20 protein-coding genes and 1 tRNA gene are annotated in these 23,385 nt (G+C 63.0%); 18 read left to right on the forward strand and 3 right to left on the reverse strand.

The features are described 5' to 3' along the window. Positions 1 to 114 precede the first annotated feature (114 nt). Positions 115 to 762: a signal peptidase I gene (lepB, locus tag AC1ATL_RS01535; RefSeq protein ID WP_476567943.1), complete on the forward strand. Its 648-nt coding sequence runs from the start codon at positions 115 to 117 to the stop codon at positions 760 to 762. After that, entirely contained in the window at positions 762 to 1,478 is a 717-nt protein-coding gene (locus tag AC1ATL_RS01540) for a ribonuclease HII (RefSeq protein WP_476567945.1), read from the forward strand. The genes lepB and AC1ATL_RS01540 overlap by 1 nt, the downstream gene beginning before the upstream one ends. Before the next feature lie 38 nt (positions 1,479 to 1,516). Here AC1ATL_RS01540 and AC1ATL_RS01545 read toward each other — a convergent pair whose 3' ends face one another. Further along, positions 1,517 to 2,461: an AEC family transporter gene (locus AC1ATL_RS01545; RefSeq protein ID WP_085382309.1), complete on the reverse strand. Its 945-nt coding sequence runs from the start codon at positions 2,459 to 2,461 to the stop codon at positions 1,517 to 1,519. A gap of 139 nt (positions 2,462 to 2,600) precedes the next feature. Between AC1ATL_RS01545 and dapE the strand changes: the two genes are divergently transcribed. The 12 genes from dapE (at position 2,601) to rplA (ending at position 14,858) form a co-directional block, all read left to right on the forward strand. Further along, positions 2,601 to 3,797 carry a succinyl-diaminopimelate desuccinylase gene (dapE, locus tag AC1ATL_RS01550; RefSeq protein ID WP_476567947.1) on the forward strand — a complete coding sequence of 399 codons (1,197 nt, stop codon included), beginning with the start codon at positions 2,601 to 2,603 and terminating at the stop codon, positions 3,795 to 3,797. 330 nt (positions 3,798 to 4,127) lie between these two features. Beyond that, positions 4,128 to 6,923 (forward strand): Rne/Rng family ribonuclease, encoded by a 2,796-nt coding sequence (locus tag AC1ATL_RS01555; protein WP_476567949.1) that lies wholly within the window; start codon positions 4,128 to 4,130, stop codon positions 6,921 to 6,923. Between the two features lie 144 nt (positions 6,924 to 7,067). Beyond that, positions 7,068 to 7,376: a 50S ribosomal protein L21 gene (rplU, locus tag AC1ATL_RS01560; RefSeq protein WP_432624264.1), complete on the forward strand. Its 309-nt coding sequence runs from the start codon at positions 7,068 to 7,070 to the stop codon at positions 7,374 to 7,376. A gap of 39 nt (positions 7,377 to 7,415) precedes the next feature. Continuing rightward, complete coding sequence (rpmA, locus tag AC1ATL_RS01565; RefSeq protein WP_003807757.1) at positions 7,416 to 7,667, forward strand: 50S ribosomal protein L27; 252 nt, start codon at positions 7,416 to 7,418, stop codon at positions 7,665 to 7,667. A gap of 76 nt (positions 7,668 to 7,743) precedes the next feature. Then, positions 7,744 to 9,435 (forward strand): GTPase ObgE, encoded by a 1,692-nt coding sequence (gene obgE / locus AC1ATL_RS01570; RefSeq protein ID WP_476567952.1) that lies wholly within the window; start codon positions 7,744 to 7,746, stop codon positions 9,433 to 9,435. 82 nt (positions 9,436 to 9,517) lie between these two features. After that, complete coding sequence (gene proB / locus AC1ATL_RS01575) at positions 9,518 to 10,651, forward strand: glutamate 5-kinase (protein WP_476567954.1); 1,134 nt, start codon at positions 9,518 to 9,520, stop codon at positions 10,649 to 10,651. A gap of 127 nt (positions 10,652 to 10,778) precedes the next feature. Beyond that, the gene (locus AC1ATL_RS01580) at positions 10,779 to 11,987 is read left to right on the forward strand and encodes a pyridoxal phosphate-dependent aminotransferase (RefSeq protein WP_476568354.1); all 1,209 of its coding nucleotides are present in this window, start codon (positions 10,779 to 10,781) and stop codon (positions 11,985 to 11,987) included. A gap of 236 nt (positions 11,988 to 12,223) precedes the next feature. Then, positions 12,224 to 12,299 (forward strand) — tRNA-Trp (locus AC1ATL_RS01585). Positions 12,300 to 12,332: 33 nt separating this feature from the next. After that, positions 12,333 to 12,560, forward strand: coding sequence for a preprotein translocase subunit SecE (gene secE, locus AC1ATL_RS01590; protein ID WP_432624261.1), 228 nt, complete (start codon positions 12,333 to 12,335; stop codon positions 12,558 to 12,560). A 24-nt stretch (positions 12,561 to 12,584) separates the two neighbouring features. Beyond that, positions 12,585 to 13,412 (forward strand): transcription termination/antitermination protein NusG, encoded by an 828-nt coding sequence (gene nusG / locus AC1ATL_RS01595; protein WP_476567957.1) that lies wholly within the window; start codon positions 12,585 to 12,587, stop codon positions 13,410 to 13,412. Between the two features lie 307 nt (positions 13,413 to 13,719). Then, a complete protein-coding gene (gene rplK, locus AC1ATL_RS01600; RefSeq protein WP_003807772.1) occupies positions 13,720 to 14,151 on the forward strand; it encodes a 50S ribosomal protein L11 in 432 nt (143 codons plus the stop codon). A gap of 14 nt (positions 14,152 to 14,165) precedes the next feature. Then, on the forward strand, positions 14,166 to 14,858 hold the full coding sequence (gene rplA, locus AC1ATL_RS01605; protein ID WP_026647082.1) for a 50S ribosomal protein L1: 693 nt from the start codon (positions 14,166 to 14,168) through the stop codon (positions 14,856 to 14,858). Positions 14,859 to 15,019: 161 nt separating this feature from the next. Here the strand turns inward: rplA and AC1ATL_RS01610 are convergent, their stop codons facing one another. Beyond that, positions 15,020 to 15,799: a PucR family transcriptional regulator gene (locus AC1ATL_RS01610; RefSeq protein ID WP_476567960.1), complete on the reverse strand. Its 780-nt coding sequence runs from the start codon at positions 15,797 to 15,799 to the stop codon at positions 15,020 to 15,022. A gap of 85 nt (positions 15,800 to 15,884) precedes the next feature. Between AC1ATL_RS01610 and AC1ATL_RS01615 the strand changes: the two genes are divergently transcribed. Continuing rightward, positions 15,885 to 17,957 (forward strand): DUF6020 family protein, encoded by a 2,073-nt coding sequence (locus AC1ATL_RS01615; protein ID WP_476567962.1) that lies wholly within the window; start codon positions 15,885 to 15,887, stop codon positions 17,955 to 17,957. A 9-nt stretch (positions 17,958 to 17,966) separates the two neighbouring features. Further along, positions 17,967 to 18,953 (forward strand): biotin--[acetyl-CoA-carboxylase] ligase, encoded by a 987-nt coding sequence (locus AC1ATL_RS01620; protein WP_476567964.1) that lies wholly within the window; start codon positions 17,967 to 17,969, stop codon positions 18,951 to 18,953. Between the two features lie 56 nt (positions 18,954 to 19,009). Here the strand turns inward: AC1ATL_RS01620 and AC1ATL_RS01625 are convergent, their stop codons facing one another. Next, entirely contained in the window at positions 19,010 to 19,603 is a 594-nt protein-coding gene (locus AC1ATL_RS01625) for a biotin transporter BioY (RefSeq protein ID WP_476567966.1), read from the reverse strand. A gap of 175 nt (positions 19,604 to 19,778) precedes the next feature. Here AC1ATL_RS01625 and AC1ATL_RS01630 point away from each other — a divergent pair, with 175 nt between their 5' ends. Further along, a complete protein-coding gene (locus AC1ATL_RS01630; RefSeq protein WP_476567968.1) occupies positions 19,779 to 21,695 on the forward strand; it encodes an acetyl/propionyl/methylcrotonyl-CoA carboxylase subunit alpha in 1,917 nt (638 codons plus the stop codon). 47 nt (positions 21,696 to 21,742) lie between these two features. Then, entirely contained in the window at positions 21,743 to 23,338 is a 1,596-nt protein-coding gene (locus AC1ATL_RS01635) for an acyl-CoA carboxylase subunit beta (RefSeq protein ID WP_476568356.1), read from the forward strand. The last annotated feature ends 47 nt before the right edge of the window (positions 23,339 to 23,385 follow it).

A 23,385-nucleotide genomic window follows, 5' to 3' on the forward strand; every position in this document is an offset into this window, starting at 1 on the left:
GAATCGCGGATAAAGCGTGAAATCGGCTCTTCGGCATTCCGCTGGAGAGCCGTTTTCTATACTCGGCCACTATGATAGGGGCCAGTGTGTGAACCGGACGGCAGAAGGAAATCCATGAAGCATGCCAATACAAGCGCCGAGGGCAACGAAAGCTTCGGCTGGCGAGACACTCTGATCTGGTGCGGCATACCCGTCATCATCGTGCTGCTGGTGCGTCTGTTCCTGTTCGGTTTCTATGTGATCCCGTCCGGTTCCATGATGGACACCATCGAGCCGGGAGACCGGGTCATCACCAGCAAGCTCACCCCCAAGGTCTTCAAGCTTCAGCGCGGCGACGTGGTGGTGTTCAAAGACCCCGACCACTGGTTGCAGCAGGAGAACAGCGGCAAACTCGGCGGTGACTTCCTCATCAAGCGGCTCATCGGACTGCCCGGCGACACCGTGGCCTGCGAGGGGCCGGGCAAGCCGGTCACCGTCAACGGCACGGCCGTCGACGAATCCTCGTACATCCGTCCGGGCGTGGACCCGAGTGCCTTTCCGTTCAGTGTGAAAGTGACCGCAGGACACGTGTTCGTCATGGGTGACAATCGTTCCAATTCCGCCGATTCCCGGTATCATCAGGACGATTCCTCGCATGGCCTCGTGCCGGTTTCCGACGTGGTCGGCGTCGGCCTGGTCAAGTATTGGCCGTTGAACCACATCAGCACGCTGGATTCGCACCACGACGTGTTCAAGGACGTGCCGGAAGGAGCGGACGACTGATGTCCGTTTCGGTGACGCCCACATTGGATATGGAAAGGGCGATCGCGGAACGCGGCTTCGACGTGATCGTCGGTTTCGACGAGGTCGGGCGTGGTTCGCTCGCGGGTCCCGTCATGGTCGGCGCCGCCGCGATACGTGCGCGTGACCTCATCGGCGCATCGCCGCTCACCGTGCCGGACGGAGTGGCCGATTCCAAGATGCTTACGGAGCATAGGCGCGAGGCCATTTTCGACGAGCTCAAAAACTGGTGCGCGTCCTGGGCCGTCGGCGCGGCCACCAACAAGGAGATCGATGAGTGGGGCATCTCCTATGCGCTCGGCGTGGCCGCGTTGCGCGCGCTTGCGGAGGCGGAGACGAAACTCGGCATCGACGGCGGTGGACGGCTCGACGGCGAACCGGTGAGGGTCGGCGCGATTCTTGATGGGCCGAACGATTACATCACCAAGGCGCTGAACACCTTCGACGCTCCGGAGGTGCCGGTGCCCGCGGAAGTCGCCACCAAAGTGAAGGGCGACCGGTATTGCGCCACCGTGGCCACCGCCGCCGTCATCGCCAAAGTCACGCGAGACCGGCTCATGGTCGAGCTGGGGGAGCGGCCGCAATACGCGCCCTATGAGTGGGGGCACAACAAGGGGTACGGCTCCGCCGCGCATCGTGACGCCATCGCCGAATACGGCCCCAGCGACCTGCACCGTCTGTCCTGGCACTTGGTCTGAGCCGCTGTTTTGGCACGGGTGCTGGAAGCTGGCTTCAATCAGCCGAGCAGCACCGCGATGATTGCGATGAAGATCGGCGAGGACAGCGTGGAGAACAGGATGCCGTCGCGTGCGAACGACAGGCCCACGTTGTATCGGGCCGCGTAGTTGTATACGTTCTGTCCGGTTGGCAGGGCGGCGAGCACCACGCACGCATACAGCGTCGCGCCGCGGAAGCCCATCACGAAGTAGCTCAGCAGGAACGCGATGATCGGCATCACGATGTTCTTCAGCGCGGCCACGGTGAATACCGCGGGGATGTTCGATTTGTCCTGCAGCGGCTTGGTGCCGTGCAGCGACATGCCGAACGCCATCAGGATCATCGGCACTGCGGAGTCGCCAATCATGTCGATCGGGTCGTAGATGAAGCTCGGCACGACGAAATGCCCGACCTTCGCGGAGATGGCGGAGACGGCGATGCCCAGCAGCGAGCCGATGAGCAGCGGTTGATGCAGCGGCTGCTTGAGGATTTCCTTGGCGGACACCTTGCCCTTGGTGGTCACGTCGAGCACGGTCAGGCCGATGGGCGTGAACACCGCCTGCTGCATGACCAGGATCGGCGCCACCAACGCTGGATTGCCCAAGATGTACGTGGCGATAGGCAGGCCGATGTTGTTGGAGTTCAAGTACAGCGAGTTCAGCGCGCCGATGGTGGCGTCGGCCGCCTTCAAGTGGAAGAACAGCTTGTTGAGGATCAGGAAGACTACGCCCACGAGCACCGCCGAGAAGAACGCGACGATGATGGAGGAGTGGAAGATTTCGAAGATCTTCTCTTTGGAGAGGATGGCGAACATCAGGCACGGGCTGGAGATGAAGAAGCTGAACCTGTTGAGCACCATCTGCGCGGTCGGTCCGCCGATGCGCATGCGCGCTGCCACATAGCCCGTGGCGATGACGATGCCGATGACGCAGAAACCTTCCATCGCGCTTAACAGACCCGGCATTGCACTCTCCTTTTCGTAGCGGCCGTCGCCTTCCGGCCGCTACCTAGTGTGGCACCATGCGCGCGGAAGCGGTGTGATTCGTCTCAAAAGCACGCCCGCTACGCGGCTGACGGCACGGCCTTGCCGGATAATGGACGGCATGAGCGAACTTACGATTGGATTTTCCGCTTCCGCCAGCAGGCAGGAGCAGTTGAACGAGCTGATGGACCAGATCATGGGCTCCTATTCCGTCAGCGACGACGAAGGCCCGCTGACGGACGCCGTCGAGGCTTTTCTGCGGAAGCAGCCGCATCTGACGGTGCGCAGGCATGGTGACACTTTGGTTGCGTCCACCGATTTCGGTCGCGCCCAGCGGGTGATCCTCGCCGGGCATCTCGACACGGTGCCGGTGATCGACAATTTCCCGCCGAAATGGCTGGAACCCGGCGATCCGCTGATTCGCGAGGACGTGGCCGCCGGCCATGAGCACGAGCGTGTGATCTGGGGTCGCGGCGCCACCGATATGAAGGGTTCCGATGCGGTGATGCTGTACCTGGCGGCCACGTTGACCGACGCGAAGTACGACCTCACATACGTGTTCTACGACCACGAGGAGGTCGCCGCCGAGAAGAACGGACTGCGCAAGGTGATTGAGGCGCATCCGGATTGGATCACCGGCGATTTCGCGATCATCGGCGAGCCGACCGACTGCGGCATCGAAGGCGGTTGCAACGGCACGATGCGCTTCGATGTGATCACGCATGGCGTCGCCGCGCATTCGGCCCGCGCTTGGATGGGCAGCAACGCGATTCACGCCGCCGCCGAGATTCTGAACCGTCTGAATGTTTATGAGAACCGCGCTATCGAAGTGGATGGCCTCACCTATCAGGAGGGGCTGAACGCCACGATGATTTCGGGCGGCAAAGGCACCAATGTGATTCCCGACGAGTGCCGTGTGCATGTCAATTACCGCTTCGCGCCTGACAAATCGCTCGCCGAGGCGAAGGCGCTGATGATCGGCGCGGATGCGGGGGCGGAGCTCGGTAATGGCGAGCATCGGGCCACGGGCGGTGTGTTCGAAGGTTTCGGCATTGAGATGAAGGATGAGTCGCCGAGCGCGCGTCCGGGGCTCAATTCGCCGCTTGCCCAGTCGCTGGTGTCGCTGGTCAAGGAGCGCACCGGCCGCGATCCGCTCGCCAAGCTCGGTTGGACGGATGTGGCGCGTTTCGCCATATTGGGAATCCCCGCGGTGAATCTTGGCGCCGGAAGCCCGTTGCTGGCCCACAAGCATGACGAGCAGCTGCCGGAAGGCGACCTGCTGCTCATGGCAGATCTGCTGGAGGACTGGCTGCGCTGAATCGTATATTTTCGGCGTGTCAACGTGAATGACCGGAAAACGGAGCGTGCGGAAGGGGAAATTCCCCAACCTGTCACGCTCCGTTCGTTTTTGTGTCATACTTATAGACGGTGGTTCTGCAAGCCGCCGACGCATCCGATGGCGTTGATCCCCTCGCGTGAATGTTTCTTGAGTCGCGGGCGCAGGTGTCCGCCGTCGCATGATGAAGACTTTTGACGGAAGTTGCTTCCTACGGGCGCCATGATGCGCGGCCACGGTGAGAGCGTGGTGTGAGAACCGTTGGGGCTTGAGTGAAGGCGATGCGATTGCAGCGCGTTGCCGAGGAGCGTTGTGCCTACTACCAATGAGGGCCTCGACCAGGTCGAGGCTGCTGTGTCATCCGATAATTCCACCAATAATGCCAATAATGCCGGTAATTCCGCCGGTTCCGTCTCGTCCGACCCGGCTCCGCGCCGCCGTCGTGGCGGTCGCCGCGTGGTGCGTGGCGTGGGCGCGGCCGGCGCGTCCTTGGAACTGAAGGTCGAGGAGCATGCCAAGGCGCCGTTGTTCGAGGAGCCGAAGCTGGAGCCCGTCCGTCCGGACCGGGCCGCTTCGGACGCTTCGGATTCCGATGAAGCCGAACCGTCTCGTCCGGTGCGTCGCCGCCGTCGTGTGACGCAGGACGATGCCGATGACGAGAGGCAGGACGATCGTCCCGTGCGTCGCCGTCGCCGTTCCTCCGCGGATGCGCAGGATGCGGACGATCGTCCGGTGCGCCGCGGCCGTCGCCGTATCGGCGATGCGTCGCATGACGACCATGATGACCGTGACGTGCGTTCCGGCCGTGACGAGGAATCGACCGAGGATCGTGCGTTCGACGCCGTCAACGCGTTGCCGGAAGGCCATGAGACCCGCCATAACCCGCGTCCGATGACGTCGCTGTTGTTCCAGGAGCCGATTCTGCCGGCTGCTCCGTCCGCCCGCGATTCGTCCGATGATGACGATTCCGATGTCCGCTCCCGCGATATGGACGATGCCGACGAGACCCGCGACGGCAATCGTCCGTCGCGCCGTCGCCGTCGTCGCAACCGCGATGCGGATGAGACGGATCGTGAGGATTCTTTGCGTGACGATCGCAACGAGCGCAGCCGTCACGATGACGATGCCGACGGCGAAGAGGAAGGTTCCCGCCATTCGCGTCGTTCCCGCCGTCTGAACGCGCAGGAGCGTCGCGCCGCGGCAGAGGTGGAGCAGATCGAGGAGGACCTGGTCCTCGATGGCATCACGTACGCGCCGATTGACGACGAATCTCGTAATGGCAACGATGACGATGATGACGCGCAGCCGACGCGCACCCGTCGCCGTCGCCGCGGACACGGCAATCGTGAGGAGACCGACGACCAGCAGAACACCGAACGCGAGTCCCGTCGCCGTCGTGAGGACGATGAGGAGGACGAAGGCACGGTGACCCGTCGCCGTCGTCGCCGCCGTGGGGGATCGAAGTCCGAGGAATCCGAGGAGACGCTGACCCGTCGTTCCCGCAAGCAGCAGTACATCGACGAAATCACCGACGTCGAAGGCTCCACCCGTCTGGAGGCCAAGAAGCAGCGCCGCCGCGACAACCGTCGTGAGCGCAGCCGCCAGAACCAGCTCATGGAGCAGGATTTTCTGGCTCGCCGCGAGCATGTCGAGCGTCTGATGGTGGTACGTGAGCGTGAGCGCCACACCCAGATCTCCGTGATCGAGGACAACATCCTCGTCGAGCATTACGTGTCCGACATCCAGGAGGTGGCCACCGTCGGCAACATCTACCTCGGCCGTGTGCAGAACGTGCTGCCGAGCATGGAGGCCGCGTTCGTGGACATCGGCCAGGCCCGCAACGGCGTGCTGTACGCCGGCGAAGTGAACTGGGATTCCGCGCGTCTGGAAGGTCAGCCCCGCCGTATCGAGCTCGCGTTCAAGTCGGGCGATCCGGTGCTGGTGCAGGTCACCAAGGATCCGATCGGGCACAAGGGCGCACGCCTGACCTCGCAGGTCACGTTGGCGGGTCGTTTCCTCGTGCTGGTGCCGTCCGGCGGCATGACGGGCGTGAGCCGCAAGCTGAGCGAGCGTGAGCGCAGCCGTCTGAAGGGCATCGTGTCGAAGATCGCGCCGAAGGACATGGGCGTGATCATCCGCACCGCCGCGGAAGGCGCTTCCGAGGAGGCCATCACCAAGGATCTCGAGAACCTGGTGCGTCAGTGGGAACGCATCATCGCCAAGCGCGACGAGTTCCTGCACGGCAAGCGTCCGAAGCTGCTGCAGGGCGAGCCGGATGTGGCCATCCGCGTGGTGCGCGACATCTTCAACGACGACTTCTCCAAGATGATCGTCGAAGGCGATCGCGTGTACGAACGCATCGAGGAATACCTCGACACCATGGCCCCCGATCTCAAGGACAAGCTTGAGAAATGGGATCCGGCCGAGCATGACGGCAAGGACGTGTTCGACAAGTGGCAGATCGACTCCCAGCTCAGGAAGGGCATGGAGCGTCAGGTCTACCTGCCGTCCGGCGGCTCCATCGTGATCGACCGCACCGAGGCCATGACCACCATCGACGTGAACACGGGCCGTTTCATCGGCCGCGGCAAGAGCCTTGAGGAGACGGTGACCCGTTGCAACCTCGAGGCGGCCGAGGAGATCGCGCGCCAGTTGAGGCTGCGCGACATCGGCGGCATGGTGATGATCGATTTCGTCGACATGGTCATGCCGGCCAACAGGGATTTGGTGCTCCGCCGTCTGGTGGAGTGCCTGGCGCGCGACCGCACCAAGCATCAGGTGGCCGAGGTCACCTCTCTGGGTCTGGTGCAGATGACGCGCAAGCGCATCGGCCAAGGTCTGGTGGAGGCGTTCTCCGAGGAGTGCCCGACCTGCAAGGGACGCGGGTTCATCCTCCATGACGAGCCGACGGTGTCCGCGGATTACGATGATCCGTACGCCCTGAAGGGCGGCGACCCGTTCGTCAAGACCAACAAGCATGGCCACGGTACGGACGTGCAGGTGCCGAAGGGCTCCTCGCCGGACGTGAAGGCCAAACTCGCGCAGATCGCGGCGGCAGCCGTGGCCGCCAACAACGCGGACCTGGGCGGGGAGGAACAAGAACAATAAAGGAAAATCCCGGTATGTCAACCTGACACGCCGGGAGCAGACTTGCGGTTGTACGCGGGTATGTGTAGATTAGATTGCTGGTGTCTGGCCGCGAGGCTCGAACGTGCCGGGCAGTAAGCTTTCCAAGTTAATAAAGGAACGGATATGTACGCTATTGTGAAGGCCGGCGGCCATCAGGAAAAGGTCGAGGTCGGTGACGTCATCCTCGTCAACCGTCTCGATGCCAAGAAGGGCGACACTGTGGAGTTCCCGGTCGCTCTCGTGGTGGATGGCTCCAAGGTCATCCTCGGTGCCAAGGATCTCGCCAAGCTCAGCGTCAAGGCTGAGGTTGTCAACGACGAGGCCAAGGGTCCGAAGATCAGCATCATGAAGTACAAGAACAAGACCGGCGTTGCTCGTCGCAAGGGCCATCGCCAGCAGCTGACCGCTGTCAAGATCACGGCTATCGCCTGATTCGCGCAGGGTTAGAGTCAAGGACCGAAAGGAACAGACATGGCACATAAGAAGGGCGCGTCCAGCTCGCGCAACGGTCGCGATTCAAACGCGCAATACCTCGGTGTGAAGAAGTTCGGCGGCGAAGCCGTCGTGGCCGGCAACATCATCGTCCGCCAGCGTGGCACCAAGTTCCACCCGGGCGAGAACGTCGGCATGGGCAAGGACCACACCCTGTTCGCCCTCAAGGACGGCAGCGTGAAGTTCGGTGTTCGTCGTGACCGCAAGGTCGTCGACGTGATTGCCGCCTGAGATACGCGCATTACACGCTTAGTGGAAGGCCGCGCCCGTATGGACGCGGCCTTTTTTCGTTATGTAAGGTAGATACATGAGTGATTTTGTGGATCGAGTGACCGTCCATGTCAAGGGCGGCGACGGCGGCAACGGCTCCGCCGGCATCCGTAGGGAGAAGTACAAGCCGTTGGCCGGCCCGAACGGTGGCAACGGTGGCGATGGCGGTTCCGTGATCTTCGTGGCCGATTCGAACGCCAACAGTCTGCTCGATTACCGTTTCATGCCCCACCGCGAGGCGGAAAGCGGCACCATGGGACTGGGAGACACCAAGGACGGCTCGAAGGGTGCCGACCTGATTCTGCCCGTTCCGGTGGGCACGGTGGTGTTCGAGGCCAAGGGGCAGCAGGGCAAGCCGAAGCATCCGGGCAGGCAGCTCGCCGACCTGCGTCATGCGGGGGACAGGTTCGTCGTGGCCGCTGGCGGCAACGGCGGCCTTGGCAACGCGGCGCTGGCCAACCGCACCCGTCGCGCGCCGGGCTTCGCGCTGCTCGGGGAGCCGGGCGAGGAACGCGACGTCATCCTTGAACTCAAATCCATCGCCGACGTGGCGTTGGTGGGCTTCCCGTCCGCGGGCAAATCGTCATTGATCGCCGCGATGAGCTCCGCCAAGCCGAAGATCGCCGACTATCCGTTCACCACGCTTGTGCCGAATCTCGGCGTCGTCGTGGCGGGCGACATGCGCTACACCATCGCCGATGTGCCCGGTCTGATTCCGGGCGCGTCCCAGGGCAAGGGACTGGGATTGGAATTCCTGCGCCACATCGAGCGTACGGAGATCATCGCCCATGTCATCGATTGCGCCACCCTCGAGCCCGGCCGCGATCCGATGAGCGACTACCAGGCGCTCGAACACGAGCTCGCCGAATACGCTGACAAGCTGGAACTGCCGCTCGGAGCGATCCCCATTCCGGAACGTCCGCGCATCATCATCCTCAACAAGGTGGATATGCCGGAAGCCAAGGAGCTCGCCGAATTCGTCAAGCCCGAATTCGAGAAGCTCGGCCTCAAGGTATACATCATCTCCACCGCCTCCCATGAGGGCCTGAAGGAGCTCAACTGGGTGCTGGCCGACCTCGTGACCGGCATGCGCGCGGAAGTCGCCAAGCGCGAGCAGGCCGAGGAGGAGGCCCGCGTGGTCATCAAACCGCTCGAGGAGCCGCGCAACCGCCGCCGTCGCAACGATGAGGGCGGCAACGCGCTCGACTTCACCGTGGAACGCAAGGAGAACGGCAACGGCGAGGTCTGGTACGAGGTGCTCGGCACCAAGCCGGAACGCTGGGTCATGCAGACCAACTTCGACAACGACGAGGCGGTCGGATACCTGGCCGACCGTCTGGCCAAGCTGGGCGTCGAGGACGAGCTGCGCAACAAGGGCGCCAAGCCGGGCGACGAAGTGCGCATCGGCCGTGGCGATCGCGCCGTGGAATTCGATTGGGATCCGACCATCGCGGCCGGCGCGGAGATGCTTGACGGCACCCAGCTGGGCGCACGCGGCGTCGACCTGCGACTGCAGGAGTCGGACGGCCGTGCCCAGCGCCGCACCAACACGGAACGCCGCCGCCAGTACCACGAGATGATGGACGCCCGACAGGCCGTGCGCGAGGCCATGATGGCCGAACGCAAGGCCGGCCACTGGGCCGATCCGTCCGTGGACGACGACCGTCATGACGAGACCAGTCTTTTTGGACGTGGCGAGTCCGTCGACGACGAGGATGTGGAACAATAGGAGCATCCAACGAAGCCCGCCGATGTGCCGATGGCATGTCGGCGGGCTTTTCCAATGGCCGGTAACGGTACCGGGAGGAACTATGAACACGCCATCGCAAACGCAGGTGCGCAGGGCCATAGCCGAAGCGCAGACCATCGTGGTGAAAGTGGGCTCCAGCTCGCTGACTGAACCGAGCGGGCATCTGGATCCGGAACGTCTGAACGCGCTAGTCGCGGCCATCGCCCGCGTGCGTTTGATGGGCGGACGCGTCGTGCTGGTCTCCTCCGGCGCGATCGCGGCCGGCTTCGGCACCCTCGGCTTCGACAGCCGTCCGACCGACGTGGCCGACCAGCAGGCATGCGCCGCCGTCGGCCAAGGACTGCTCATGGCGCAGTACGAGACGGCGTTCGCCCGTTATGGGCTGCGCGTCGGGCAGATCCTCATCACCGTGTCCGACACCATCGCGCCGCAGCAGTACCGCAACGTGCGCCGCACGCTCGACCGTCTGCTCGACCTGGGCGCGGTGCCGATCATCAACGAGAACGACTCCCTGGCCTCCAACGAGATCCGTTTCGGCGACAACGACCGCCTGTCCGCGCTGATCGCCAACATCGTCGTCGCCGACGCGCTCGTGCTGCTCACCGACGTGGACGCGCTGTACACCGCGCCGCCGAGCGAGCCCGGGTCGAAACGTATCTCCTATGTGCCGAACGTCGAGGACGCATTGGCCAAGGTACAGGTCGGCGGAACCGGATCGAACGTCGGCACCGGCGGCATGGTCACCAAAATGGAGGCGGCGCGCGTCGCGGCGGTGTCCGGCATTCCGGCGGTCCTTACCTGCGCTTCGAACGCGGGTCCCGCCATGATGGGCGATCCGGTCGGCACGGCTTTCGCTCCGATCAACGACCGCGGTTCGTCACGTCGTCTGTGGATCGGCTTCGCCTCCCACCCGCAGGGCACGCTGGTGGCTGATTCCGGCGCCGCCAAGGCGGTGCGCGGGGGAGCGGCGAGCCTGCTTGCGGCCGGCGTGGTGGAAGTGAGGGGCGATTTCGCCGCGGGAGACGCGGTATGGGTGGACGACGAGCAGGGCAACCATCTGGCGAAGGGGTTGGTCGGCTTCGATTCCGAGGAGATTCCGCAGATGCTCGGCCGCAACACCGCGCAGCTCAAACGTTTCCTCGGCGAGGAATACGCGCATCCATTGGTGCACCGCGACAATCTCGTGCTGGTCTGAACGCGTCCGTCTGGCGGGCATCGCTCGCCCGGCATGGGACCGCCATGCCCGCCGGACGGAACGGAACGGACGTGTGTCGTGGGGCTGTCGTTTTTCGCGTGCCGGGTCTAGCATGGCAACCATGACTATGGCTGACTGGCAGACTCTATCCGACCGTATCAATCACGTGGCCCCGAGCGCCACCCTGGCGGTCGATTCCAAGGCGAAGGCGATGAAGGCCGCCGGAATCGACGTCATCGGGTTCGGCGCAGGCGAACCGAACTTCCCGACCCCGGCGCCGATCGTCGCGGCCGCCGCGGCCGCCGTGCAAGACCCCAAGAACTACCGTTACACGCCTACGGCCGGCCTGCCCGAATTGCGCAAAGCCATCGCCGACAAGACGCTGCGCGACTCGGGCTATGAAGTCGACCCGAGCCAGGTCATCGTGACCAACGGCGGCAAGCAGGCCGTGTACGAATCCTTCCAGATCCTGCTCAACGAAGGCGACGAGGTCATCATCCCCACCCCGTACTGGACCAGCTATCCGGAAGCCGTGAAGCTGGCCGGAGGCGTGCCCGTGACGGTGTTCGCCGGTTCCGACCGCAATTTCGAACCGAGCATCGAGGACATCGAGGCTGCTCGCACCGAGCGCACCAAGGCCATCATCGTGAACACGCCGAACAATCCGACCGGCGCCGTATGGAAGCCGGAAACGGTCAAGGCCATCGCCGAATGGGCCATCGAACACCATGTGTGGGTCATCTCCGACGAAATCTACGAACATCTCAACTATGACGGCGCCAAGACCACGTACATCGGCGCCATAGTGCCCGAAGTGCGTTCCCAGCTTCTCGTGCTCAACGGCGTGGCCAAAACCTACGCCATGCCGGGCTGGCGCGTCGGCTGGATGATCGCCCCGGCCGACGTGGCCAAGGCCGCGTCCAAGCTGCAGGGCCACATGACCTCCAATGTGAACAACATCTCCCAGCGTGCCGCCATCGAGGCCGTGTCCGGATCCCTGGATGCCGTCTACGAGATGCGCGCCGCCTTTGACAAGCGCCGTCAGACGATCGTCGCCGCGTTGAACGACATCGAAGGCGTGAACTGCCCCACGCCGACCGGCGCGTTCTACGCGTTCGCCGACGTGACCGCGTTGCTGGGCAAGCCGCTTGGCGCCAACAAGACCACGTTTGTCAACACCTCCGAACTGGCTGCCGCGTTGCTGGACGAGGGTCACGTCGCCGCCGTTCCGGGCGAGGCGTTCGGTGCTCCCGGCTATCTGCGTTTCTCCTATGCGCTTGCCGATGACGATTTGGTCGAAGGCATGCGCCGTATGAAGAATTGGGTCGAAGGCTGATTCCATAGTTCGGGGCTTTCCCTCGATTGACAGATTTCGACGATTCGCACTTCGGTGACATGCCGGGGTGCGAATCTTTTTTTCGTTGGAAAATAGCGGTTTTTCGACAGATCTCGTGAAACCGGTTGGACGAAGTCGCGAAAACCCGCTATTATTTCGACTTGGCGGTTTTGCCGCTTGTCTCATGCGTGGTTGTGTGAATCCTCGCCACCAAGAGAAGGCTGCAGAGTTCACCTAGGGAAGTGGCGCAATTGGTAGCGCAACGGTCTCCAAAACCGTAGGTTGTGGGTTCGAGTCCCGCCTTCCCTGCCAAGCTTCTTACAACAAGCTCAGCGGAGGATCATCATGGCGAAGGCACAGAGCAGCGAAAAGGCCGTTAAGCCGAACATCTTCATGCGCATTGGCTTGTTCATCAAACAAATCATCGACGAACTCCGCAAGGTAGTGACCCCGACCAGCAAGGAACTGTTCTTCTGGGCCCTCGCCGTGTTCATCTTCGTGCTGCTGCTCATGGCACTGGTTACCGGCATGGACTTCGGTCTGGGCAAGTTGACCCTGTGGATCTTCGGCTGATAACCAACGTGAAGGTGAAAGTGCATGACTGACGAAGTGTTTTCCGACAACCTCGACGAGGCCTCCGAAGCCGAGCGTGAGGCTGCTGCAGTAGCGGCGCTCCCGGCGGAAGGCGAAGCCGAGCAGACCGCCGACGGCGAACAGGCCATCGACGGCGAGACCGCCGAGCCCGAGCAGGACGCTCCGGCCGAGCAGAACGCGGAAACCACTGAGGACGCTGAGGAGCCCGAGCAGGATGCCGGCGCCAAGGCCGTTGAGGAATTCTCCAAGAGCCTGCGCGACCTCGAAGGCAAGTGGTACGTGCTGCACACCTATTCCGGCTATGAGAAACGCGTGAAGACCAACGTCGAATCCCGCGTGGCCAGCTTCGGTATGGAAGACAAGATCTTCCAGGTCGAAGTGCCGATGGAGGAAGTCGAAAAGCACACCGAAAAGGGCAAGAAGGTCATCACCCGCGTCCGCGTGCCCGGCTACGTGCTGATTCGTATGATTCCGGACGAGAACGCCCGTCGTATCGTTCGTGAGACCGAAGGCGTCACCGGTTTCGTCGGCCCGACCAAGGATCCGGCACCGCTGTCCCGTAAGGAAGTCGTCTCCATGATGGCTCCGATGATCGCCTCCGAAGCGCTCAAGGCAGCCGGCGACAAGCCGGCCGCAGCCAAGAAGCGTACCCTCGAAGTCTCCTACGCCCCTGGCGATCAGGTCACCGTCACCGACGGACCGTTCACCACCATGGCCGCCGTCGTCTCTGAAGTCGATCCGTCCACGCAGAAGCTCACTGTGCTTGTGTCCATTTTCGGACGCGACACGCCAGTGGAGCTGGGCTTCAACCAAGTCGAAAAGCTCGCCTGAAATTCCATGATGGCGCGTTAGCTGCGTTGCTCCAAGCTCGACGTACCTTGGTACGCCTTCACTTGGTGCGCCTTGCTACCGCGCGCATCATGGAATTTCAGTTTTGAACCCCGCTTCGGCGGGGTTTTCTTGTATGTGATGTCGCTATGGACGTGCATAATGGAAAAGTTGTGTCTGGAGGGTTTTCTGCCTGAATCGCATGAAGTCCGCTAGCACAGCACAGCAATATACGTTGCGGAAGGAACCGGACGCGGGAGACCTACTCCGGTGCCGCTAACCACCGCTTCACAGAAAGAAGAACCATACAATGGCTCCTAAGAAGAAAGTCTCGGCGCTTCTCAAGCTCCAGATTCAGGCCGGCAAGGCCAACCCGGCTCCGCCGCTGGGCCCGGCTCTGGGTTCCCATGGCGTGAACATCATGGACTTCTGCAAGCAGTACAACGCTGCCACGCAGGACAAGATGGGCCAGGTCATCCCTGTTGAGATCACCGTCTACGAAGATCGTTCCTTCACCTTCATCCTGAAGACCCCGCCGGCAGCAGCCCTGCTGAAGAAGGCCGCGGGCATCCAGAAGGGTACCGAGAACCCGCTGACCCACAAGGTCGGCTCCGTCACCAAGGCTCAGGTCCGTGAGATCGCCGAAATCAAGATGGCCGATCTGTCCGCACGCGACGTCGAAGCCGGCATGAAGATCATCGCGGGCACCGCCCGTTCGATGGGTATCACGGTCACCGACTGAGAGGAGAAGGACAAATGGTACAGCGTTCCAAGAAGTATCGCGAAGCGGCTGAGAAGGTCGATTTCAACAACCTTTACACCGCCAACGAAGCCATCGCTCTCCTCAAGAGCATGCCGGAGTACAAGTTCGATCAGACCGTTGAGGCCGTGCTGCGCCTGAACGTGGATCCGCGCAAGGCCGACCAGCTGGTCCGCGGTTCCGTGAACCTGCCGAACGGCACCGGTAAGACCGCCAAGGTCCTCGTCTTCGCCCGTGGCCCGAAGGCCACCGAAGCTCTCGAGGCCGGCGCCGACATCGTCGGTGACGACGACCTCGTGAAGAAGGTCGCCGACGGCTTCCTCGACTTCGATTCCGTCGTCGCCACCCCGGACATGATGGGCAAGGTCGGCCGCCTCGGCCGCGTGCTCGGTCCGCGTGGCCTCATGCCGAACCCGAAGACCGGCACCGTGACCATGGACGTCACCAAGGCCATCAAGGACATCAAGGGCGGCAAGGTTGACTTCCGTGTCGACAAGAACGGCAACCTGAGCTTCCTCATCGGCAAGATGTCCTTCACCGAGCAGGCTCTGGACGAGAACTTCAAGGCCGTCGCCGACGAAGTCAAGCGTCTGAAGCCGGCCACCGTGAAGGGCCGCTACGTCACCAAGGCGACCATCACCTCCACGATGAACCCGGGCGTCCCGGTCGATCCGTCGGTCATCGCCTGAGAATGACGTCATAACGCGAACTGACGCGTGACGCAGGCAAAGGACCCGCATCTGCCAACGCAGGTGCGGGTCCTTTCATATTCGTCGCATCCGGCCATCGTGTATGGCCGGCAGCCACGTGATCGAAAGCGGACGGCCAATGGACGGACGTTCACTTTCGATCAATGGTCGCGCATGCGGCCGATCGCCAGCGCGGTGGTCAGCACATACGCGTCGCGCGGATCGGTGGCGTCCCATCCGGTCGTCTCGGCGGCGCGCTTCAGACGGTACCGTACGGTGTTCGGATGCACGTTCAGCTCCTTGGCCGTGTTCTCCAGCGAGCTGCCGTACCGCAGGAACGTGGACACCGTCAGATAGGTGGGGTCATCGGGATTGTCTCCGCGCAACACCTGGTATACGTTCCAATACAGCTCCTCGCGCGCGTAATCGTCGCCGAGCAGCGCGCGCTCCGGCAGCAACTCGTCATCGCGCAGCGGGCGTGAAGGCTCGGGCAGCGCGGGAGCCGCCTGCAGCGAGAACATCGTCTCGCGAAGTGCGTGCGAGGCCCCGTCCACACCCGAACGGACAGGACTCAGATACAGCGGTTCGTCCTTGCTGAAGGCCTGCATGACCGAAGTGCAGGTCACCTCCGGTGTGACGGCGCTCATCTGGCGGATCAGTGCCAGCAGAAAATGCCCGTACGTGCCGATGACCACATGCTCACCGCCCAAGTCGCGGACCGCCTTGCGGATATCAAGGGAGGCGGAGGCGAGACTGGCGGCCGGAACCCCGCCGATCGCGAAGCATTCGAAATCGCCCTGCCATCCGAGAACGTTCATCAGCGAGACCACGCGGTCGTCCGTCATATTCGTCAACAGGCATTCGAAGGCCAGCCGTTCGATGGTCGCATCATCGGTATGCCCTGACAAAAGGTCGAGAATATCTGCCTGCTCGGAAATCATAATCGACCATTCTAGCCGTCACGCCCCTTGAATCGCCGAACGTTTCCGCCGGCCGATCCGGCCTCATTCGGGCAGTGACGGTAATATGCCGCTTATGAGCGAAAAGAAGAAAGCCGGAAAGGTGGCGACGACCCTCAGCTGGACGTTGGGCGTGCTGGCATGCCTGTGGGTGGCGTGGTGCTGCGCCATCGGCCCGCTGTACTGGTTCGGCACGGGATTGTCCGGTTTCGGATGGAGCAACGCGGCGTACATGGCGATCGCCTTCGTCATTTCGTTTGCGATGCTGCGCGCGCTGGTCCGATACGGCCGCGGCGAACGTGTGCTGCCGAGGTATTTCGCGCGTCGTCACGAGAAGCTCCGCCACGAGATCGCGGGCACGCCCACGACGGTGCTGGGTATCATGCTGCGCCACCTGCACGACGCCGCGCATAGTCGTCCGGGACGCGCCGTCCACGCGGTGATCGTCTGGACCGGCCGCAAGCTGACGAGTTGCACCGACTGCTGGTGGAAGCTCATGCTGGTGTTCGTGATCGGCTGGCTGTGGGTGCCGACCACGCTGCTCGCCGCGTTCGGCGCCGACATCCGCTCGCAGATCCGCGAATTCAGCTGGGCCCTGAACCAGTGGACGGGACTCAAACAGCCGTACATCGGATTCTTCTCGTTCGTGCCGATGGACATCTACCCGACCGCGCACTACATGTGGCCGGCCAACCCTACGTATCTGACCGACCAGCACAACGTCGTGCTGACCGTCGTCTACGGCGCCTTCGCCGCGGTCTCCCGCTATCTCACCGGCTCCAACGACGCCGGCATCGTCGTCCTGGCCGCGCTGCAGTGGCTGTTCGCCGCGTTCTGCTGCGCCGCCACCGCGAACCGCTTCTTCAACCTGCCATGGCGCCGACTGGGCGTAGGCACATTCGACTTCTCGCATCCGGAACGCCACGACTGCTGGAACATGCGCGATTTCGCCCATCCCGAGGCGGGCGTGGTGGCGCGTCCGTCCAGACTGCGCGCCGGAGCGAAGACGCGTTTCGTCATTCTGCTGTTCTTCATGGTGTGTCCGTTGTCGGTGTTCGCCACGATCTCACTGACCAAATCGCCGTTGTTCGCCTTCGCGTTCGTCTGGTGGTTCGGCGTGTGGTACGAGCTGCACATGACGCACATCAAGGCGCTGCCCACCATCAACGGCAAGCCTATGAAACTGCGCAAACGCTCGCTGTGCGCGCTGTTCGCATCAAGCTGCGTTATGTTGATCAGCGCGAAGTACGCGTGGTACATCATCCTGTTCGCGGCGGTGCTGGCGTTGATCAACGACCGTAAACGCTGGAAGACGTACGCGGTCGCGCTGCTGCTGCCGACTGTGCTCATCCACGGCGGTCTCATATATCTGGTGAACAGCGGAGCCATCATCGGCGGCGACCCGATTGAAAGCCGTGGCATCCAGCTGCAGCAGATCGCCCGCGTCGCGAAATACAATCCGCAGGGCATTCCCGAGGACGCCGCCAAGAAGCTTGCTCCGATCTTCAACCTCGACCAAATGGCGGAATCGTACTTCCAGCAGGACGCCGATCCGGTGAAATCGTCCGGCATCCAATCCAAGAAGGTGAGCTACAAGTGGCGCACCGTCACCAAGAAGGACATGACGAACTTCAACGACGCATGGTGGCAGATCGTCAAGGCGAACCCGCAGATCGCGCTCGACGCCTTCTTCGCCGAATGCTTCGGCTATTTCGATGTGGTCGACCTGCCGTACGTGTCCATGGATTATTACGTGAACAACGACTACGTGCAGTCAGACAACGAATGGATTCACCTGTACAACCACAAATGGCGCGACCAGGTGGCCGGCTTCGCCAAGCAATGGGGGAACATTCCCGTGGTCGGGTGGGTGACGCATGGCAACCTGTACGTCACGCTGACGCTGATCATCGGCGCCGCGGAAGTGGTGCTGCGCCGGTGGCGCTCGCTGTCGTGGCATCTGCCGTTGCTGTTGCTCATGGGTGTGATGATCACCGCGCCGGCCAACAATTTCGAACGGCACATGCTTCCGGTGGCGTTCGTGTTCGGCTTCCTGTGCCTGCAATTCTGGCGTGAGTCGCGCGCCGCGAGGCTTGCCGCGGCCAACGCGCGGCGGGCTGGTACGCGCGATGCGTGTTAAGGAGCGAGAATGATGATGAAGGATTCCGCATTGACCATGCCTCGTACCTGCGTGGCCGCCGATATGGTGGTGGCGCTCGATTCGGTCGATTCCACCAACACCTATGCTGCGGAGCAGTTGCGCGAGGGCCGCTTGTTCGGTTCCGGGAAATACAGCAGCGCCGATGGATTCGGCATGCGCGATTGGACGGGCCATGAGATCGTGGCGATATGCGCGGACGAGCAGACCGCGGGACGTGGCCGGCTTGACCATCGGTGGGTCAGCGTGAAGGGTGAATCGTTCATCGTCTCCTTGGTGACGAGCGTTCCCGCTTCGATCGTGCGGGACACGTCCGTCAACGGATGGTTGCAGATGATCGCGGGACTCGCCGTACGCGACGCCGTCGCCGGCGTGGTGGTCGACTTTGATGGCACACTCGACGGGAAGGTCGAATTGAAATGGCCGAACGACATCTTCATTGGCGGGAAAAAGCTGGGTGGCGTGCTCGCGGAGATGGTGCCGCTCGCAGGAACCGCCACGAACGGACCTGATGGAGCTGATATGGACGGCGGTTCCGCCGGTTCCGGTGGTTTCGTCGATTCCGAAGAGGGTGCATCCACGGAGCGGGTCGGCATCATCTTCGGTATCGGACTGAATCTGGACGTCCCCGAAAGCCGCCTGCCGTCCGCCCAAGCCACGTCGATGCAGCTGGTCGCGACCGGACTGCCGAACGCCAATACCCTGCGCGATGCGATCGCGGCACGGTTGGTCGAGGGATTGCGCAGGCGTCTGACGGCTTTCGAAGAAGATCCGCACGGTGAAGCGGAGAAATCACTGAAGGAAATGACCGCAGCGTGCTGGACGATCGGCAAGCCGTGTGAAGCGCATTTCGTGGACGGCGGCTCCCTGCATGGCACGGCGATGTGGATCAACAGGGACGCCTCCATCACCCTCAAGGACGAAAACGGCGATATGCACGTGGTGCATACCGCCGATGTGGGCGTCTTGGCAAAATAGCCATCAGTGACCATGCGAATGGCCGTCACACGACCATCCACATGGTCACGGAATGATCACCGCAGTTTGGCAAGTCCCGACGCGACGAGCGAAACCGCGACGGCCTTGATGCAATCGCCGGCGATGAAGCCCATCGAGGCGACGGCCACGATCGGCAGCGCCACGCCGGTGACGGCGGACTGCACGACGAAACCGAGCAGATAGTCGAGCACGATGCAGCCGGCCACGCAGGCAAACAGATAGCGTGCGGCCGTCAGCGCGGCATGCTTCGGGGAATCGACGCGCGCCTGGCCCTTCAGCAGTGAAGTGACGACGGCGGCCGGCAGGAATCCGATGAGGAAACCGGCACTCGGGCCGACCAAGGCCATGGTGGAGGCGCCGCCGGCGAACACCGGCAGACCCGCCGCGCCCGCCGCCAGATACATGAGCACCGCCGCTCCGGCCTGCTTCCATGGCAGCATCAGCGCGGCCAGCATGACCACGAACGTCTGCAGGGTGATCGGGACCGGAGTGCCTGGAATCGGCACCTCGCCGGCCATGGAGGCGGCCGCGAGCAGCACGGCGAAGAGGGTCGGCTTCAGAACGGCGCCGAGCCTGCCTTCGGTGGCGGTTTTCGCTGTGGATGCGATGGTCAGGATTGCGTTGCGCATAATGGGATGTTCCCCCTCTCGACAAGTGACGAAAAAGCTGGTTCCGTCAATCAACGTTCCCCATCGTAGGATTGCCAGGTTTCGGTAACGTTTGTGGAGCCTTACAAAAAGATCTCGGATCTTTTGTGGGAAACGAGTTCGTCGGATCGCTCCTTGGTGGCCATAATTTGACATTATGCCTAGAAATGTCAACAAACTACTGGTGGCGAACCGCGGCGAAATCGCGCTTCGCGTCGTGCGCACCGCCCGTGAGATGGGGATTCCCACGGTTGCGGTCTACGCCGAACAGGACCGTCACGCGCAGTATGTGCGGATGGCCGATGACGCGTATCTGCTGTCCGGCGACACCTACAAGGACACGTACCTCAACGAGGACCTGCTTATCGACATCCTGCGTCGCAGCGGCGCCGACGCCGTGCATCCAGGCTATGGATTCCTGTCCGAAGTCTCCTCCTTCGCGCAGAAGGTCATCGATGCCGGCGCCACTTGGATCGGTCCGAATCCGAAGGCGCTCGTGGATCTGGGTGACAAGATCACGGCCCGTCGCGTGGCCACCTTCGCCAAGGTGCCTCCGGTTCCTGGCATCTCCCATTCGATTTCCGACATGCGTCTGCTGCTTGATTTCGCGCACACGCACGGCTATCCGCTGATGCTCAAGCGCACCGATGGCGGCGGCGGCCGCGGCATCACACTTGTGCACGACGATGATGAGCTGCGCGGCTTCTACATGAACCATGACGCTCTGCAGGGCGGCGATCTGGACGAGTATTTCGTCGAACGATTCATCGACAAGGGCCGTCACGTCGAAACGCAGTGCGGCCGCGATTCGCATGGCAACTTCACCGTGTACTCCACCCGTGACTGCTCCGTGCAGCGCCGCAACCAGAAGCTTGTCGAGGAGGCGCCGGCCCCGTTCCTACCAGACGGCGTGCTCGAACAGCTGGAAACCTACTCGCGTCGTCTGTTCGACGCGGTCGATTACGTGGGCCTCGGCACCTGCGAGTTCATGGTGACCGAACAGGGCAAGGTCTACTTCCTGGAAGTCAACCCCCGACTGCAGGTGGAGCACACCGTCAGCGAGGAGGTCTGCGGCCTCGACCTGGTCCGTGAGCAGATCACCATCGCCAACGGCGGTGAGCTGACCACAGACCATCCGCTGCGCGGGCACAGCTTCGAACTGCGTCTGACCTGCGAGGACCCCGCCAAGAACCTGGCGCCGAGCTCCGGCACGCTGACCAAGCTCGTATGGCCGTCCGGTCCGGGCATCCGCGTCGATTCCGGCGTGGTGGAGGGTGACACCATCTCCCCGAAGTTCGATTCCATGATGGGCAAGCTCGTGGTCACCGCCTCCGATCGCGCCGCTGCCGTGGCGCGCGTGCGCCGCGCGCTCGAGGAACTCAAGGTGGAGGGCGTACCAACTCCGGCGAGTCTGTTCGAGCAGATTTTCAACGATGACGAATTCACCGCCGAGCATGGCGTGGCCTACGACGTGAGCACGAAGTGGCTGGAACGTAAGTATCTCAACAAGGAAGCTTCCTCCACCAAAGGCGGCCAGCCGGCGTCCATGGCCGGCGCCACCGGCATGAAGGAGGCCGAGACGAAGGAATCCAGCGAAACCTTCGTCATCGAAGTCAACAACCATCGCGTGTCGCTGACCGTGCCGAACGACATCGTGGCCAACCTGACGGGCGGAGCCAAGGCACGTGACGCCAAGCGCGCCATCCAGCCGCTGCGCGGCCAGGGCCTGCACCATGTCGAGAAGAAACGGCAAGCCGACGATGGGCAGTCCGGCGTGATCGCCAGCCCGATGCAGGCCGTCGTCACACGCGTCAACGTCGCCGAAGGCCAGGAAGTGTCCAAGGGCGACCTGCTGGTGGTGCTCGAATCCATGAAGATGGAGAACTACGTGTACGCACCGGTCAAGGGCGCTGTCACCAAGATCTTCGTCGGCCCGGCGGCCGGCGTCGAGGCGGGGGAGACGCTGATGACCATCGACGTCGGCGGCTCTGCCAAGCCGGCCGATGCCGACGCTGCCCATGCTGACGCGACCGAAGGCAACGCGGAATCCAAGACGGAAGGCGGTGCGAAGTGACCGACATCATCGCCAGCCCGGCCGTCAAGGAGGCCGTGAAGGTCGTCATGGAGCAGCAGGAGCGTCTTGGAGAGGACGCTGCCGCCGAAGCGCGCGCATCGCAGCCAATCCGCGCGTCCGTGCTGCGCGCCGCCCAACTCGCGCACGAAGCCGAGGACCATGCCCGCGATCGCCAGCATGTGAAGGGCAAGCTGACCGCGCGCGAACGACTCGACCTGCTGCTCGACACCGGCTCCTTCGAGGAGATCGGCCGCTTCCGCGGCGGAGACATCAACGGCGGTCGCGCGGGATCCGCGGTCATCACCGGCTTCGGCGAGGTGTTCGGCCGCAAGGTGGCCGTCTATGCGCAGGACTTCTCCGTCAAAGGCGGCACGCTCGGCGTGGCCGAAGGACGCAAGATCTGCCATCTGATGGACAAGGCGCTCGACCTCAAAGTGCCGATCGTCGCGCTCATCGACTCCGGTGGCGCGCGCATCCAGGAAGGCGTGGCCGCGCTGACCGAATACGGGCACCTGTTCCGCAAGACCTGCGACGCCAGCGGTTTCGTGCCGCAACTGTCGCTGATCCTCGGCCCGTGCGCCGGTGGCGCCGTCTACTGCCCGGCCCTGACCGACCTGATCATCATGACCCGCGAGAACTCCAACATGTTCGTCACCGGTCCCGATGTGGTCAAGGCGGCCACCGGCGAAGTGATCAGCATGGACGATCTTGGCGGCGGCTACGTGCACAACGCCACCTCCGGTGTGGCGCACTACCTCGGCGAGGACGAGGCCGACGCGATTGACTATGCGCGTACCGTGCTTGCGTACCTGCCGTCCAATTCCGACCAGCAGCCGCCCGTCTACGCGTACGCCGCGACCCGCGCCGACCGTGACGTGGCCAAGCGTCTCGCCACCATCGTTCCGGATAACGACCGTCAGCCGTACGACGTGCTCGACGTGATCCGCTGCATCGTGGACTATGGCGAATTCGTGCAGGTGCATGAGCTGTTCGCCGCCTCCGCGGTGGTTGGATTCGCCTGCATCGACGGACATCCGGTCGGTATCGTGGCCAACCAGCCGAACGTCAACGCGGGAATCCTCGACGTGGACTCCTCCGAGAAAGTGGCGCGTTTCGTGCGGTTGTGCGACGCGTTCAACCTTCCGGTCGTCACGCTGGTGGACACTCCGGGCTACAAGCCCGGCGCGGAGCAGGAGCACGCGGGCATCATCCGCCGCGGCGCCAAGGTGATCTACGCCTACGCCAACGCGCAGGTGCCGCTCGTCACCATCATCCTGCGCAAGGCCTTCGGCGGCGCGTACATCGTGATGGGGTCCAAGGCCATCGGTGCGGACCTCAACTACGCCTGGCCCTCCAGCCAGATCGCGGTGCTCGGCGCGGCCGGCGCGGTCAACATCATCCACCGCAAGGACCTGCAGAAGGCCAAGGACGCCGGCAAGGACGTCGAAGCGCTGCGAGCCAAGTACATCGCCGACTACGAACGCACCACCGTCAACGCGAACCTGTCGCTGGAAATGGGCGAGATCGACGCCATGATCGACCCCGAACAGACACGCGAGACCATCATCGAATCGCTCAGGCTGCTCGCCAGCAAGAAGCGTGTCCGCAGAACCACCAAACATCACGGCAACCAGCCGCTGTGACGGCGCGACATCGCCGGACAACGCAAGCGGCCATGCGGTCGCAAAAA

It is taken from the genome of Bifidobacterium sp. LH_743, from assembly GCF_056355775.1.

What these genes read in the sequence shown, in the direction of transcription:
- lepB (WP_476567943.1), top strand. Translation starts at nt 115, where the DNA reads ATGAAGCATGCCAATACAAGCGCCGAGGGCAACGAAAGCTTCGGCTGG.
- AC1ATL_RS01540 (WP_476567945.1), top strand. Translation starts at nt 762, where the DNA reads ATGTCCGTTTCGGTGACGCCCACATTGGATATGGAAAGGGCGATCGCG.
- AC1ATL_RS01545 (WP_085382309.1), bottom strand. Translation starts at nt 2,461, where the DNA reads ATGCCGGGTCTGTTAAGCGCGATGGAAGGTTTCTGCGTCATCGGCATC.
- dapE (WP_476567947.1), top strand. Translation starts at nt 2,601, where the DNA reads ATGAGCGAACTTACGATTGGATTTTCCGCTTCCGCCAGCAGGCAGGAG.
- rplU (WP_432624264.1), top strand. Translation starts at nt 7,068, where the DNA reads ATGTACGCTATTGTGAAGGCCGGCGGCCATCAGGAAAAGGTCGAGGTC.
- rpmA (WP_003807757.1), top strand. Translation starts at nt 7,416, where the DNA reads ATGGCACATAAGAAGGGCGCGTCCAGCTCGCGCAACGGTCGCGATTCA.
- obgE (WP_476567952.1), top strand. Translation starts at nt 7,744, where the DNA reads ATGAGTGATTTTGTGGATCGAGTGACCGTCCATGTCAAGGGCGGCGAC.
- proB (WP_476567954.1), top strand. Translation starts at nt 9,518, where the DNA reads ATGAACACGCCATCGCAAACGCAGGTGCGCAGGGCCATAGCCGAAGCG.
- AC1ATL_RS01580 (WP_476568354.1), top strand. Translation starts at nt 10,779, where the DNA reads ATGGCTGACTGGCAGACTCTATCCGACCGTATCAATCACGTGGCCCCG.
- secE (WP_432624261.1), top strand. Translation starts at nt 12,333, where the DNA reads ATGGCGAAGGCACAGAGCAGCGAAAAGGCCGTTAAGCCGAACATCTTC.
- nusG (WP_476567957.1), top strand. Translation starts at nt 12,585, where the DNA reads ATGACTGACGAAGTGTTTTCCGACAACCTCGACGAGGCCTCCGAAGCC.
- rplK (WP_003807772.1), top strand. Translation starts at nt 13,720, where the DNA reads ATGGCTCCTAAGAAGAAAGTCTCGGCGCTTCTCAAGCTCCAGATTCAG.
- rplA (WP_026647082.1), top strand. Translation starts at nt 14,166, where the DNA reads ATGGTACAGCGTTCCAAGAAGTATCGCGAAGCGGCTGAGAAGGTCGAT.
- AC1ATL_RS01610 (WP_476567960.1), bottom strand. Translation starts at nt 15,799, where the DNA reads ATGATTTCCGAGCAGGCAGATATTCTCGACCTTTTGTCAGGGCATACC.
- AC1ATL_RS01615 (WP_476567962.1), top strand. Translation starts at nt 15,885, where the DNA reads ATGCCGCTTATGAGCGAAAAGAAGAAAGCCGGAAAGGTGGCGACGACC.
- AC1ATL_RS01620 (WP_476567964.1), top strand. Translation starts at nt 17,967, where the DNA reads ATGATGATGAAGGATTCCGCATTGACCATGCCTCGTACCTGCGTGGCC.
- AC1ATL_RS01625 (WP_476567966.1), bottom strand. Translation starts at nt 19,603, where the DNA reads ATGCGCAACGCAATCCTGACCATCGCATCCACAGCGAAAACCGCCACC.
- AC1ATL_RS01630 (WP_476567968.1), top strand. Translation starts at nt 19,779, where the DNA reads ATGCCTAGAAATGTCAACAAACTACTGGTGGCGAACCGCGGCGAAATC.
- AC1ATL_RS01635 (WP_476568356.1), top strand. Translation starts at nt 21,743, where the DNA reads ATGGAGCAGCAGGAGCGTCTTGGAGAGGACGCTGCCGCCGAAGCGCGC.